This is a genomic window from uncultured Streptococcus sp. (genome assembly GCF_963518475.1).
Taxonomy (GTDB): domain Bacteria; phylum Bacillota; class Bacilli; order Lactobacillales; family Streptococcaceae; genus Streptococcus.
Map to the genome: position 1 here is coordinate 15,227 of NZ_CAUQJA010000023.1, position 15,224 is coordinate 30,450.

Sequence of the window (15,224 nt, forward strand, 5' to 3'; positions counted from 1 at the left end):
TATTTTTCCTTAATTTAAAATGAAGTAGGATAGGGAAAAAAATGCCAGAAAAATGGTATAATAGAAAGGAACGTGTTTGGACAGAGAGGAGACAGCAGATGAACTTTCAACAATTATCCAATCTGCAATATTGGACTAGCTTGTTTTCTAGTCCTTGGAGTATTGCCATCAATGTGTTTGATATTTTGATTGTGGCCTATATTTTATATCGTTTTACAAAAGCGATAGCTGGCACCAAGATTATGATTTTGGTGCGGGGGGTCGTGATCTTCGTATTAGCCCAGGTTGTGGCCAATATCCTTGGTTTAACAACAATTTCTTGGTTGATTAATCAAATTATAACCTATGGGGTTATTGCTGCGGTTGTTATCTTCTCTCCAGAGATTCGGACTGGTTTGGAACGTTTGGGAAGGGCGACAGATTTCTTTTCTACTACTCAAATTAGTTCAGAAGAGCAAATGATTCGTGCTTTTGTCAAATCAGTTGAATACATGAGTCCTCGTAAGATTGGTGCTCTGGTTGCTATTCAACGGGTTCGCACCTTGCAAGAATATATTGCGACAGGAATTCCCTTGGATGCCAATATTTCAGCTGAACTCCTTATTAATATCTTTATCCCCAACACTCCCCTACACGATGGTGCTGTGATTATCAGAGAAAATCGAATAGCAGTAACCTCTGCCTATCTGCCCTTGACAGAAAGCACAGGGATTTCAAAGGAATTTGGGACCAGACACCGGGCGGCTATCGGTTTGTCAGAAGTATCCGATGCCTTGACCTTTATCGTCTCAGAGGAAACAGGAGGCATTTCTATTACCTATAACGGTGTTTTCAAGCATGACTTGACGATTGAAGAATTTGAAGCAGAGCTACGAGCAATTCTTTTGCCAGCTGTTGAGGAAAAAGTCAGTTTTAAGGACCGTTTGCTAGGAGGTTGGAAATATGAGAAAAAATAGTCTATATATCATTTCATCTCTCTTTTTTGCTTGTGTCTTATTTATTTATGCAACGTCAACCAACTTTCAAAATAGCAATACCGCAAGGCAGGTCAAATCAGAAACCTACACCAATACGATAACGAACGTTCCTATCGATATTCACTATGATAATGACCAGTATTTCATTAGTGGATTTGCATCAGAAGTTTCAGTGATATTAACCGGAGCTAATCGTGTGACCTTGGCCAGCGAAATGCAGGAGAGCACTCGTAAGTTTAAGGTCACAGCGGATTTGACGGATGCCAGTGTTGGAACGATTGAAGTTCCCTTGAATATTGAAAATCTTCCAAGCGGATTGACCGCTGTGGCAACGCCTCAAAAGATTACAGTGAAAGTTGGGAAGAAGGTTAAGCGAGATGGGATGATTGTTGTGCCACAAGTTGACCAAAGCCAGATTGATTCCAAGCTACAAATTGATAGTGTAACCGTGTCAAACGAACGAGTTTCTGTCACAACTGACCAAGAAACACTAGCTAAAATTGATCGTATTATTGCGCTTTTACCAACTAGCGAACGGATTACAGGAAATTACAGTGGTTCAGTACCTTTGCAGGCAATCGACCGTAATGGTGTTGTCTTACCGGCAGTTATTACTCCGTTCGACACAACAATGAAGGTGACTACAAAACCAGTAGCACCAAGTTCAAGTACATCAAATTCAACTACAAGCAGTTCGTCGGAGACATCTTCGTCAACGAAAGCAACTAGTTCAAAAACGAATTAAAAATAGGAAAAGGATTTTATAAAAATGGGTAAATATTTTGGGACTGATGGAGTCCGTGGAGAAGCTAACGTAGAATTAACGCCAGAATTGGCCTTTAAGCTAGGACGTTTTGGAGGATATGTTCTTAGCCAACATGAAACGGAAGCACCGAAAGTTTTTGTAGGACGTGATACACGTATTTCAGGAGAAATGCTAGAATCAGCCTTGGTGGCGGGACTCCTTTCTGTGGGGATTCACGTATACAAACTAGGCGTTCTGGCAACACCAGCAGTAGCTTACTTGGTCAAAACTGAAGGAGCAAGTGCCGGTGTCATGATTTCTGCTAGTCACAACCCAGCCCTTGATAATGGGATTAAGTTCTTTGGTGGTGATGGCTTCAAACTGGATGATGAAAAAGAAGCAGAAATTGAAGCCTTGCTAGATGCTGCGGAAGATACTCTTCCTCGTCCAAGTGCTGAAGGCTTGGGAACCTTGGTAGATTATCCAGAAGGCTTGCGTAAGTATGAAGGCTACCTTGTTTCAACTGGAACTCCTCTTGATGGAATGAAGGTTGCCTTGGATACAGCCAATGGTGCAGCTTCTACAAGTGCCCGTCAAATCTTTGCAGATCTTGGTGCTCAATTAACTGTTATCGGGGAAACACCAGATGGTCTTAACATCAACCTTAATGTTGGTTCAACCCACCCAGAAACCCTTCAAGAAGTGGTCAAAGAAAGTGGGTCTGCTATCGGTTTGGCCTTTGATGGAGACAGTGACCGTTTGATTGCTGTTGATGAGAATGGGGATATCGTTGATGGTGATAAAATCATGTACATCATCGGGAAATACCTTTCTGAAAAAGGACAATTGGCTCAAAATACAATTGTGACAACCGTTATGTCTAACCTTGGTTTCCACAAGGCCTTGGACCGTGAAGGCATTAACAAGGCAGTCACTGCAGTTGGCGACCGCTACGTTGTTGAAGAAATGAGAAAATCATGCTACAACCTCGGTGGTGAACAGTCTGGTCACGTCATCTTGATGGACTACAATACAACAGGTGATGGTCAATTATCAGCTGTCCAATTGACAAAAATCATGAAGGAAACTGGTAAGAGCTTGTCAGAGTTGGCAGCAGAAGTAACCATCTATCCACAAAAATTAGTCAATATCCGAGTGGAAAATGCCATGAAGGAAAAGGCTATGGAAGTGCCAGCTATCAAGGATATCATCGAGAAGATGGAAGAAGAAATGGCAGGGAATGGCCGTATCCTAGTACGCCCAAGTGGAACAGAGCCCCTCTTGCGTGTTATGGCAGAAGCGCCTACAACAGAAGAAGTGGACTACTATGTTGATACCATCGCAGACGTAGTTCGAGCTGAAATCGGGATTGACTAAATCCTAGAAAACTAGATGAAAATAAAAAATTATGGTACAATAGCTTATAATATTGTAGCCAAGGGAGAAAGACATGAATCTTAAACGTGAACAAGAATTTGTTAGTCAGTATCATTTTGATGCGCGTAATTTTGAATGGGAAAATGAAAATGGAGCTCCTGAAACTAAGGTGGATGTGAACTTCCAACTAATTCAACATGACCAAGAAAATCAAGTGACTTCCTTGATTGTTGTCTTGAGTTTTATGATTGTATTTGATAAATTTGTCATCAGTGGAACCATTTCACAGGTGAACCATATCGATGGTCGTATTGTTAACGAACCAAGTGAATTGAACCAAGAAGAAGTGGAAACCTTGGCTCGTCCATGTTTGAACATGCTCAACCGTTTGACTTACGAAGTAACTGAAATTGCATTAGACTTACCAGGAATCAATTTGGAGTTCTAATATGAAATTAGCTGTTATCACAGATTCCTCTGCCTATCTCAGTGCAGAGGCCTTGCAAAGAGAAGATTTATATGTCTTGGATATTCCTGTCAATATTGATGGTGAAGAGTATGTCGAAGGCATCAATCTGACTGCTGAGGAATTTTACCAAAAAATGTCTCAGGCCTCTGAATTGCCTAAGACCAGTCAACCAAGTATTGCCAAGTTAGATGAGATTCTAACTTCGCTTAAATAACAAGGCTATACACATGTTTTGGGGCTTTTCCTATCTTCTGGAATTTCAGGTTTTTACCAAAATATCCAGTACATGATAGAAGAATATGAGGGCTTAACCATTGCCTTCCCAGACACTTTGATTACAAGTGCTCCTCTGGGTATCATGGTTGAGAGTGTCTTTAACTGGCGAGACCAGGGCGATGATTTTGCCATCATTCAGGATAAGCTAGCCATTCAAATCAGCCGTACGTCAGCTTTTATCATGGTAGATGATTTAGATCATTTGGTAAAAGGTGGGCGCCTTTCAAATGGAGCTGCGATTTTGGGCAATCTGCTAAGCATTAAGCCAATCCTCTATTTTAATGATCAAGGTGTGATTGAAGTGTACGAAAAAGTTCGTACTGAAAAGAAAGCAACTAAGCGCTTAATTGAGATTATCAAGGAAGCCACAGCTTCAGGCCAATACCGTATCATTGTCATTCACGGAAATGCCCCTGAAAAGGCTGAGGAATTGCGTCAGCACTTACTTGAATCTGGAGTAGGTACGGATATTTCACTTGCTACATTTGGTAGTGTCATTGGAACACACCTAGGAGCAGGAAGTATTGCTCTAGGTTATATTCCAGTGATTTAGTTGGCGCTTCTAGGCTAGTTAAGAAATCTTGTATCATAGCAATTGAACACGGACTACCTGCCTCTTGAAAAAAGATGCTAGTCTTGCCTTTCATGGAAAGTCAGTGCCATTCCCTATTTTTCATGGGCAGCTAAGGTCCTTTGTATCTTGATAATTGAACACGCCTGGAACCCTCTGTGAAAAAGATAGTTCTTCCAAGGAGTATCTACTCCTTGATCAGAACTCCTATTTTCACTTTGTGTTCCTACAGGCTTTGTATCTTAAATAGGAGTAAAGATGAGTATTCGAGTAATTATTGCTGGTTTTAAGGGAAAGATGGGCCAGGCTGCTTGTCAGATGGTCTTGGTTGATCCAGACTTGGACTTGGTAGCAGTTTTGGATCCTTTTGAGTCTGAATCAGAATGGCAGGGTATTCCTGTTTTCAAGGATAAGGCTGATTTGGTTGGTTTTGAAGCGGATGTCTGGGTAGATTTTACTACTCCAACTGTTGCCTACGAAAATACACGTTTTGCTCTTGAAAATGGCTTTGCTCCAGTAGTTGGAACAACAGGTTTCACAAGTGAAGAAATTGCAGAGCTAAAAGAATTTTCTCGTGCCCAAGATTTGGGTGGTTTGATAGCTCCAAATTTCGCCTTGGGTGCTGTCTTGCTTATGCAATTTTCAAGGCAGGCTGCTAAATATTTCCCAAATGTGGAGATTATCGAGCTCCATCATGACAAGAAAAAGGATGCTCCGAGTGGAACTGCTATTAAAACAGCTGAGTTAATGGCAGAAGTTCGAGAGTCTATCCAGCAGGGTGCAGCAGATGAGCAAGAATTGATTACAGGTGCCCGTGGTGCTGACTTTGATGGCATGCGGATCCACTCAGTACGTTTGCCAGGCTTAGTAGCCCATCAGGAAGTAATCTTTGGCAATCAGGGAGAAGGATTGACCCTCCGTCATGACTCCTATGATCGCAGCTCCTTCATGACAGGGGTGAATTTGGGAATTAAAGAAGTTGTCAAGCGTCATGAGCTTGTCTATGGATTAGAACACTTATTATGAGATTAACGCAAATGCCTTCTGAATTTCAGAAGGCTTTACCAGTATTAGAAAAAATTAAAGAAGCAGGTTTTGAGGCCTATTTTGTTGGGGGTTCTGTTCGAGATGCCCTCCTCAATCGTCCCATCCACGATGTGGACGTTGCGACGTCTTCTTATCCAGAAGAGACCAAGCAGATTTTTCCGCGAACAGCCGATATCGGAATCGAGCATGGAACTGTCTTGGTCTTAGATGGGGACGAGGAATATGAGGTGACTACTTTTCGGACAGAAGATGTCTATGTGGACTATCGTAGACCTAGTGCGGTTTCTTTTGTTCGCTCGCTAGAAGAAGACCTCAAGCGCCGTGATTTTACAGTCAATGCCTTTGCCTTGGATGAGACAGGAGAAATCGTTGACTTGTTCCATGGTTTAGACGATTTGGAAAATCAAGTCTTGAGGGCGGTTGGAGTGGCAAGTGAGCGTTTCAACGAAGATGCTTTGCGGATTATGCGTGGCTTCCGTTTTCAGGCCAGTCTTGGCTTTGAGCTTGAGCCAGAAACCTTTAAAGCTATGAAGACTTTGACGCCACTTTTGGAGAAAATTTCTGTGGAGCGTACCTTCGTTGAGTTTGATAAACTCTTGCTGGCTCCATTTTGGAGAAGGGGTTTGACTTCCATGATTGAGAGTCAAGCTTATGACTATCTCCCTGATATGGCAGCTAGCCAGGACAAGCTCAATAGACTGTTTGATTTAGAGACTGATTTCACCTTTGAATCTTCAGAGCAAGCCTGGGCGGCTCTACTGTGGGCTTTGGAGATTGAAAATGCGCAGCCATTTTTGAAGGCTTGGAAGACCTCACGTCAATTTGCCAAGCAGGTACAAGATTTGCTGACTATTTTGGCTTTGCGTGAAAAGGGAGAATTGAGCAAGCGCGATTGTTATCGCTTTGACTTGGATTTACTTTTACAGGCTGAAAATCTTCGACAGGCTCAAGGAAAACCAGTCAACCCACAAGCCATAACAGAAACCTACCAGAGTTTGACCATTCATGATAAGAAAGAAATCCAAATCAACGGTGGTATTTTGATCAAGGAATATGGTTATCAGCCGGGCCCAGACTTGGGAGATATTTTAACAGAGATTGAATATGCCATTGTCGATGGAGAATTGAAAAATGACCGTCAAGCCATCCATGCTTATCTAAGGGAGAAAAAATGAGTGATTTTATCGTTGAAAAACTAAGTAAATCCGTTGGTGACAAGACCGTTTTTAAGGATATTTCCTTTATTATCCATGACCTAGATAGAATTGGTCTGATTGGTGTCAATGGAACGGGCAAGACCACCCTTTTGGACGTCCTTTCTGGTGTTTCTGGATTTGATGGGGATGTCAGTCCCTTTTCAGCTAAGAATGATTACCAGATTGGTTACTTGACCCAAGATCCTGATTTTGATGATAGCAAGACAGTCTTGGATACGGTTCTCTCCAGCGACCTCAAGGAAATCCAGCTCATTCGTGAGTATGAATTGATCATGCTCAACTATAATGAGGACAAACAGGCGCGTTTGGAACGTGTCATGGCTGAAATGGATTCTCTCCAAGCTTGGGAAATTGAGAGTCAGGTCAAGACGGTTCTCAGCAAGCTGGGGATTCAGGACTTATCTACTCCTGTTGGGGAATTGTCAGGTGGTCTGAGAAGACGGGTTCAGTTGGCGCAAGTCTTACTTGGTAATCACGACCTTTTGCTTTTGGATGAGCCGACCAACCATCTGGATATTGCGACTATTGAGTGGCTGACCATCTTTTTGAAAAATTCCAAGAAAACAGTCCTTTTTATCACCCACGACCGTTATTTCCTAGACGCTTTGTCAACTCGGATTTTCGAATTGGATCGCGCAGGCTTGACCGAGTACCAGGGAAATTACCAGGACTATGTTCGCCTAAAGGCGGAACAGGATGAGCGTGACGCGACTCTTCTTCACAAAAAACAACAACTCTACAAACAAGAATTGGCCTGGATGCGCAGACAACCGCAGGCGCGTGCGACCAAGCAGCAGGCTCGTATCAATCGTTTCCATGACTTGAAAAAGGAAGTTTCAGGCAGTAGTGCTGAGACAGACTTGACCATGAACTTTGAAACCAGTCGGATTGGGAAGAAAGTCATCGAGTTTCAGGATGTTTCTTTTGCCTATGCAAATAAGCCCATTTTGCAAGATTTTAATCTCTTAGTTCAGGCCAAAGACCGTATCGGAATCGTTGGAGACAACGGTGTTGGGAAATCAACTCTCCTTAACTTGATTGCAGGCATTCTTGAGCCGACAGCAGGACAAGTTGTGATTGGAGAAACTGTTCGCATTGCCTATTTCTCTCAGCAAATTGAGGGCTTGGATGAAAGCAAGAGAGTTATAAATTACCTGCAGGAAGTGGCAGAAGAGGTCAAGACCAGCGGTGGTTCTACGACTTCGATTGCAGAGTTGCTGGAGCAGTTCCTTTTCCCACGTTCGACGCATGGAACCTTGATTGAGAAATTGTCTGGGGGAGAGAAAAAACGTCTTTATCTCCTCAAACTGCTCTTGGAAAAACCAAATGTTCTTCTTTTAGACGAGCCAACCAATGATTTAGATATTGCGACCTTGACAGTTTTGGAGAATTTCTTGCAAGGCTTTGCTGGTCCAGTTTTGACAGTTAGCCATGACCGCTATTTCTTGGATAAGGTAGCGACCAAGATTCTCGCTTTTGAGGATGGCAAGATTCGTCCTTTCTTTGGTCATTATACCGATTACCTTGATGAAAAAGCCTTTGAAACAGAGTTGGTCAATCAGGTGCAAAAGGCCGAAAAGGAGAAAGTAGTCAAGGTTCGAGAAGACAAGAAACGCATGACCTACCAAGAAAAGCAGGAGTGGGCAAGTATTGAAGGTGATATTGAAGCCTTGGAAAACCGTATCGCTGCTATTGAAGAGGAAATGCAGGCCAACGGCTCTGACTTTGGCAAACTGGCTACTCTTCAGAAAGAGCTAGATGAGAAAAACGAAGCACTCCTTGAAAAATACGAACGCTATGAGTATCTAAGTGACTTTGATAGCTAGAAGAATAGAAAAATCCCGTCTCATGACAGGATTTCTCTATTCTTTTTTAGTTTCTTGATGAAAGATATTTTGCCAAGTTTCGTGGCGACGCCAGATACTGGTATGGACGATACCATCTAACTCATAGCAGATGAGTTTGGTCTTCTGACTGATGGAAGTAATCTGGATATCCTTGATAGCTGAATTCAAGTCTTTTTCGGCTTTATAGGCCTCTTTATCCATCTGATTTCCGTCTTGACGAATATAGACAAAATCGTCAGCCAAGAGTTCTTCCAGTTGATTTCCCTGATCAATCAATTGTTCGCGCATCAGCAATTTTTTATAGACATTGTCTAAAATTTCATCCTCAGGGATAGGTGCTGGCTCGATATGGACATCGGTATCAAAGACTCCAAAACGTTCCTCCAGCATAGACTCGACCTGATCCGCAATTTCATGGCTTTCAAAAACAGATAAGTCAGGATTCATTTCTAGCGTAATATCAAGGTAGATATTACTACCGTAGGTACGACCTCTTTGAGACTTAATCTTGCTGATTTTGGGAATTTCCATGATGGCTTTTTGATAATCCTCAAGCAGACGGTCGTCAAAACCATCTGAAAGACTAAAGGAAGACTCGATAAAGATATCATAGGCAGTTTTCAAGATAAAGAAAGTGATGACGATGGCAACCAGTTTATCCACAATCGGATAATTAAAGCTGCTAGCCAGGATGGCAATGGTAGTACCAAGTGAGGTAACAGCGTCAGAAAGATTGTCCTTAGCAGCAGCCTTCAGAGCCTTAGAGTTGGATTTCTTACTGAGGCGAGTGTTATAGAGATAAACCACAAACATAATCGCTGCAGAAATGATTCCTAGAGTGGCACCAAGAGGATCAATGACTGTTTCTTCACGACTGAGAATCTTCTGAATGGTATCCCTTAGGACATCGAATCCGACATAGAACATGATGATAGAAGTGATTAAGCTAGCCAAATCCTCAATCTTCCAGTGGCCAAAACGGTGGTCTCGGTCAGCAGGCTGGCGCGCCATTCGAATCCCAATCAAGAGAGCAATATTTCCAATGATGTCCGACACGTTGTTGTAACCATCGGCTACCAAACTGGATGAATGAAGAAGGTGACCAGTTGCTAATTTGGCTGCAGACAAGATCAAATAGGTCGAAATACTGATAATGGCCCCACGCTCAGCTAACTTGAGATTTGAAATAGATTGCTTCATTCAACTTCCTTTCTAGTCACATAGCATTTTACCATTATACTGGTTTTCAAGGGAAAATTCAAATAAGGCAGTTTTTACTCTTTGAAAACTTTTCAAAATTTGGTATAATAGTACTACTCAAGGGAGTAGCTGGCAGAAACCTGTGATAGTGTCGTCATTCCGAATTTTATACTGAAGAGTATGCTTTCCGGCCCTATCTTAAACAGCGAGACTTGTTATGATTAACAGGTCTCTTTTTGTTTGTCGTGAAAAGATACGATGAGAAAAAGAGAGTCTGTTTTGCACACAATGTCAAGGAGGAGACACATGTCAAAAGAACAAAAACGCCAAGCGTTTTACATTCAAAGTCCTGAAGAGGTCTTGAAGGCTGTGGATGCGACCGAACAAGGTTTGTCATCAAGTGAGGCGGAAAAGCGCCTTGCCGAATTTGGCCACAATGAACTCGAAGAAGGAGAGAAACGATCAATCCTGGTCAAATTCATCGAACAGTTTAAGGATTTGATGATTATCATCCTAGTTGCGGCGGCTATTTTGTCAGTCGTGACTTCTGGTGGGGAAGATATTGCAGATGCTATTATCATCCTAGCTGTGGTTATCATTAACGCTGCCTTTGGTGTTTATCAAGAAGGAAAAGCAGAAGAAGCCATTGAAGCTCTCAAATCCATGTCTAGTCCAGCTGCCCGCGTTCTGCGTGATGGGCATATGGCGGAGATTGATTCTAAAGAATTAGTACCAGGTGATATCGTTGCCCTTGAAGCTGGTGACGTAGTACCTGCAGATCTACGTTTGCTTGAAGCCAACTCTCTTAAAATCGAAGAAGCAGCTCTTACAGGTGAGTCTGTGCCAGTCGAAAAAGACTTGACAGTTGAACTTGCTGCAGATGCTGGTATTGGGGACCGTGTCAACATGGCCTTCCAAAACTCTAACGTGACCTATGGTCGTGGTCTTGGTGTTGTTGTCAATACAGGTATGTACACGGAAGTTGGTCATATCGCGGGTATGCTCCAAGATGCGGATGAGACGGATACACCACTCAAACAAAACTTGAACAACCTTTCTAAGGTCTTGACCTATGCTATCTTGGTCATTGCCCTTGTTACTTTTGTAGTTGGAGTCTTCATTCAAGGAAAAAATCCACTTGGTGAGTTGATGACCTCTGTTGCGCTTGCCGTTGCAGCAATTCCAGAAGGGCTACCAGCTATCGTAACTATCGTTCTTGCTCTTGGTACTCAAGTTTTGGCCAAACGAAACTCTATCGTTCGTAAGTTGCCAGCAGTAGAAACACTTGGTTCAACTGAAATCATCGCTTCTGATAAGACTGGTACGCTGACTATGAACAAGATGACAGTCGAAAAAGTCTTCTACGATGCAGTCCTACATGACTCAGCTGATGACATTGAACTAGGGCTTGAAATGCCCCTTCTTCGTTCAGTTGTTTTGGCCAATGATACCAAAATAGATGTGGAAGGCAACCTGATTGGTGACCCAACCGAAACAGCCTTTATCCAATATGCGTTGGACAAGGGCTACGATGTCAAAGGATTTTTAGACAAATATCCTCGTGTGGCTGAATTGCCATTTGATTCTGAACGTAAGCTCATGTCAACAGTTCATCCACTTGCAGATGGACGCTTCCTCGTAGCTGTTAAAGGTGCGCCAGACCAACTCTTGAAACGTTGTGTTCTTCGTGACAAAGCTGGGGATATTGCTCCGATTGATGAGAATGTTACAAACCTCATCCATACAAACAACTCTGAAATGGCCCACCAAGCCTTGCGTGTCCTTGCAGGTGCTTATAAGATTATTGATAGCATTCCAGAAAACCTGACTTCTGAAGAGCTTGAAAATGATTTAATCTTTACTGGTTTGATTGGGATGATTGACCCTGAACGTCCTGAAGCTGCTGAGGCTGTTCATGTGGCTAAGGAAGCGGGAATTCGTCCAATCATGATTACAGGTGACCACCAAGATACTGCAGAAGCTATTGCTAAACGTTTGGGAATCATTGATGCAAATGATACAGAAGGACACGTTTTAACTGGTGCTGAGCTCAACGAACTGTCAGATGAAGACTTTGAAAAAGTAGTTGGTCAATACTCTGTTTATGCCCGTGTATCTCCAGAACATAAGGTTCGTATCGTCAAGGCTTGGCAAAAACAAGGTAAAGTCGTTGCCATGACAGGTGACGGTGTCAATGATGCGCCAGCTCTGAAAACAGCCGATATCGGTATCGGTATGGGAATCACTGGTACAGAGGTTTCTAAGGGAGCTTCTGACATGATTCTTGCAGATGATAACTTTGCGACTATCATTGTTGCAGTTGAAGAAGGACGTAAGGTCTTCTCAAACATTCAAAAGACTATTCAGTACCTACTTTCTGCCAATACTGCTGAAGTATTAACCATCTTCCTATCAACCTTGTTTGGTTGGGATGTCTTGCAGCCAGTTCATCTTTTGTGGATCAACTTGGTAACGGATACCTTCCCAGCTATCGCTCTAGGTGTTGAGCCAGCTGAGCCTGGTGTCATGAACCATAAACCACGTGGACGCAAGGCAAGCTTCTTCTCAGGTGGTGTTTTGAGTTCTATCATCTATCAAGGTGTACTCCAAGCAGCTATTGTTATGAGTGTTTATGGTCTTGCCCTTCTTTACCCAGTGCATGTGGGTGACAATCATGCCATTCATGCGGATGCCCTTACTATGGCCTTTGCAACCCTTGGTTTGATTCAGCTCTTCCATGCCTATAATGTCAAGTCTGTTTACCAATCCATCTTGACAGTTGGCCCATTCAAGTCTAAGACCTTCAACTGGTCCATCTTGGTATCCTTCATCCTTCTCATGGCAACAATCGTCGTAGAACCGCTTGAAGGAATCTTCCACGTAACCAAACTAGACTTGTCACAATGGGGAATCGTTATAGGCGGAAGCTTCTCAATGATTATTATTGTCGAAATCGTTAAATTTATCCAACGCAAACTTGGCTTTGACAAGAATGCGATTTAAAAAGAAAAAGTCATCTTCGGATGGCTTTTTGCTACAGTTGAGGGAAAGGGCTTGCAGTTGCCGTCTTTTGTGCTATAATTGCTATAATATAGTAAAAAACAAGAGGAGTGTGAGGAAGTGGAAAAGAAAATTGTGAAGGATATTTTGTTTTTATCTCAGGTATCTCAGCCGGCAAGTCAGGAAGACCTTTATCTTGCCAGAGATTTGCAGGATACACTCTTAGCAAATCGTGAGACTTGTGTCGGTCTGGCTGCCAATATGATTGGGGTGCAGAAGCGTGTGATTATCTTTAATCTTGGTTTGGTTCCTGTGGTCATGTTTAATCCAGTGCTCCTGTCCTCTGAAGGAGCTTATGAGACAGAAGAAGGCTGTTTGTCCTTGACAGGTGTGAGACCTACTAAGCGTTATGAAACTATAAGGGTTGCCTATCGTGACAGCAAGTGGCAGGAACAGACCATTACCTTGACAGGCTTCCCAGCCCAGATTTGCCAGCATGAACTGGATCACTTGGAAGGACGAATCATTTAGGAGGAAAGCAAATGAAACGAATAGTCTTTGAACTTATTTTTATCGCAACGACCTGGTATATCTTTTTACCGCCTCTTAACCTGACCAGCTGGGAATTTATCTTTTTCCTTTGTGGGCATTTGTTAGTTGTGGCAATCTTATTTGGTTTTGGCAAGGGAATCAATCTGGTCAAAACAGTTCACGTGCGTCATGGCAAGGCGGAAGCAGCCTTAAATTTTGAGGGTTTCAAAATCAATCGGTTAGGGAAAATTCTTTTTGCTTCTATTGGAGGAATTCTTCTCTTGGCTGGTTTAGTTTCCTTGGTGACCTCCAGCATTTTTCAGGCTAAAAATTATGCCAATGTAGTCACGGTTACGGAAAAAGACTTTACTGATTTTCCTAAGACTGATACCAGTAAGGTTCCTATTTTAGATAGAAGTACTGCTGAAAAAATTGGGGACCGCTACTTGGGTTCCCTAACGGATAAGGTATCGCAGTACGTAGCGGCAGACACCTATACTCAACTAACGATTGACGGAAAGCCTTATCGAGTTACGCCACTAGAATACGCAGACCCTATCAAGTGGTTTAATAATCAAGCTAAGGGAATCGGCGAGTATATCAAGGTGGACATGGTAACTGGAAATGCGGACTTGGTGGACTTGAAGATACCAATCAAGTATTCGGATTCGGAGTATTTTAACCGTGATGTCAAACGTCACCTGCGCTTGAAGTACCCAACAAAGATCTTCAAGACTCCATCTTTTGAGGTGGACGATGAGGGTAATCCTTTCTATGTAGCAACGGTTTACCAAAAGCAATTTGGCCTTGCGGTTCCTCGTCCTGTTTCAGTCATTATCTTGGATGCCACAAATGGAGAAACAAAGGAATACAGCTTGTCAGATGTTCCAGAATGGGTGGACAGGGTTTATCCAGCTGAGGAAACCATTGAGCAAATCAACTACAACGGCAAGTACAAGGACGGTTTCTGGAATGCCATGATTTCCAAGAAAAACGTGACCCAGACTACCAAGGGCTATAATTACTTGTCTATCGGTAATGACATTTACCTCTACACAGGTGTGACATCGGCCAATGCAGATGAAAGTAATCTTGGTTTTATCCTTGAAAATATGCGAACAGGAGAAATCACTAAGTACAGCTTGGCTTCTGCGACCGAAGAATCAGCCCGTGAATCAGCCGAAGGTGCTGTTCAGGAGAAATCCTACAAGGCAACCTTCCCAATCCTCATCAACCTCAATGACAAGCCTCTCTACATCATGGGCTTGAAGGACAATGCTGGCTTGGTCAAAGAGTACGCCTTGGTTGACGCAGTCGAGTACCAAAATGTTATCGTAGCTACCACAGTAGAAGAACTGCTCAGTAAATATGCCAATAAAAACGACCTTGAGATTGACAATGCAACAACTGAAAGTATCAAGGGAGTGGTAGCAGACCTCAAATCAGCTGTTATCAAGGGTGATACCGTCTACTTCTTTAAAGTTGATGGCAAGATATACAAGGTCAAGGCCTCAGTATCAGATGACCTTCCTTACCTTGAAAATGGTAAAACCTTCGAAGGTCAAGTAGGAAAAGACAACTATCTCAAGACCTTTAAAGTACAGTAATACTCTTCGAAAATCTCTTCAAACCACGTCAACGTCGCCTTGCCGCATATATGTTACTGACTTCGTCAGTTCTATCTACAACCTCAAAGCAGTGCTTTGAGCAACATGCGATTAGCTTCCTAGTTTGCTCTTTGATTTTCATTGAGTATAAAAATAGGTTTTCTCAGAAAGTATATGTTATAATAAGGTAAATTAATACTAATGGAGGACAAACAAATGGGTTTTTATTTGATGCTTGCTTCAATGCTACTCGGACTGCTCGCTTTGAAGATAGGTTTTTCTCAGTTCAAGGAGAAAAAAGATAAATTCTTATCTATCTTAACAAGCTTAGCTGGTCTAGCCCTTGTTCTCGTGGCTGTC

Annotated in this window: 12 protein-coding genes and 1 pseudogene; 12 read left to right on the forward strand and 1 reads right to left on the reverse strand. The window is 42.5% G+C overall.

Features of this window, described 5'->3' with window-relative positions; all coding sequences use genetic code 11:
• Positions 1-98: 98 nt before the first annotated feature.
• The 8 genes and pseudogenes from cdaA (at position 99) to RYK12_RS08600 (ending at position 8,505) form a co-directional block, all read left to right on the forward strand.
• The gene (gene cdaA / locus RYK12_RS08565) at positions 99-956 is read left to right on the forward strand and encodes a diadenylate cyclase CdaA (RefSeq protein ID WP_314848458.1); all 858 of its coding nucleotides are present in this window, start codon (positions 99-101) and stop codon (positions 954-956) included.
• Positions 943-1,722, forward strand: coding sequence for a YbbR-like domain-containing protein (locus RYK12_RS08570; protein ID WP_001230940.1), 780 nt, complete (start codon positions 943-945; stop codon positions 1,720-1,722). Before cdaA ends, RYK12_RS08570 begins: the two co-directional genes overlap by 14 nt.
• A 24-nt stretch (positions 1,723-1,746) precedes the next feature.
• On the forward strand, positions 1,747-3,099 hold the full coding sequence (glmM, locus tag RYK12_RS08575) for a phosphoglucosamine mutase (protein WP_314848460.1): 1,353 nt from the start codon (positions 1,747-1,749) through the stop codon (positions 3,097-3,099).
• A gap of 73 nt (positions 3,100-3,172) precedes the next feature.
• Positions 3,173-3,547 carry a DUF1149 family protein gene (locus RYK12_RS08580; protein WP_001050081.1) on the forward strand — a complete coding sequence of 125 codons (375 nt, stop codon included), beginning with the start codon at positions 3,173-3,175 and terminating at the stop codon, positions 3,545-3,547.
• Position 3,548: 1 nt separating this feature from the next.
• Positions 3,549-4,397, forward strand: a pseudogene (locus RYK12_RS08585) (DegV family protein).
• A gap of 276 nt (positions 4,398-4,673) precedes the next feature.
• On the forward strand, positions 4,674-5,441 hold the full coding sequence (gene dapB / locus RYK12_RS08590) for a 4-hydroxy-tetrahydrodipicolinate reductase (protein WP_045612087.1): 768 nt from the start codon (positions 4,674-4,676) through the stop codon (positions 5,439-5,441).
• Positions 5,438-6,637, forward strand: a complete 1,200-nt coding sequence (locus RYK12_RS08595; protein ID WP_314848462.1) for a CCA tRNA nucleotidyltransferase — start codon at positions 5,438-5,440, stop codon at positions 6,635-6,637. Before dapB ends, RYK12_RS08595 begins: the two co-directional genes overlap by 4 nt.
• The gene (locus RYK12_RS08600) at positions 6,634-8,505 is read left to right on the forward strand and encodes an ABC-F family ATP-binding cassette domain-containing protein (protein WP_314848463.1); all 1,872 of its coding nucleotides are present in this window, start codon (positions 6,634-6,636) and stop codon (positions 8,503-8,505) included. Before RYK12_RS08595 ends, RYK12_RS08600 begins: the two co-directional genes overlap by 4 nt.
• Before the next feature lie 36 nt (positions 8,506-8,541).
• Here RYK12_RS08600 and mntE read toward each other — a convergent pair whose 3' ends face one another.
• Positions 8,542-9,726, reverse strand: a complete 1,185-nt coding sequence (gene mntE / locus RYK12_RS08605) for a CDF family manganese efflux transporter MntE (RefSeq protein ID WP_261009072.1) — start codon at positions 9,724-9,726, stop codon at positions 8,542-8,544.
• Positions 9,727-10,032: 306 nt separating this feature from the next.
• On the opposite strand from mntE, the gene RYK12_RS08610 reads away from it, so the two are divergent.
• From RYK12_RS08610 to RYK12_RS08625, 4 genes are all read left to right on the forward strand, one after another.
• On the forward strand, positions 10,033-12,729 hold the full coding sequence (locus RYK12_RS08610) for a cation-translocating P-type ATPase (protein ID WP_314848464.1): 2,697 nt from the start codon (positions 10,033-10,035) through the stop codon (positions 12,727-12,729).
• 117 nt (positions 12,730-12,846) lie between these two features.
• On the forward strand, positions 12,847-13,257 hold the full coding sequence (locus tag RYK12_RS08615) for a peptide deformylase (RefSeq protein WP_045612079.1): 411 nt from the start codon (positions 12,847-12,849) through the stop codon (positions 13,255-13,257).
• Positions 13,258-13,268: 11 nt separating this feature from the next.
• Entirely contained in the window at positions 13,269-14,864 is a 1,596-nt protein-coding gene (locus tag RYK12_RS08620; RefSeq protein ID WP_314848466.1) for a hypothetical protein, read from the forward strand.
• A 216-nt stretch (positions 14,865-15,080) separates the two neighbouring features.
• A partial coding sequence (locus RYK12_RS08625) for a DUF3953 domain-containing protein (protein WP_314848467.1) occupies positions 15,081-15,224 on the forward strand: 144 nt, incomplete at its 3' end.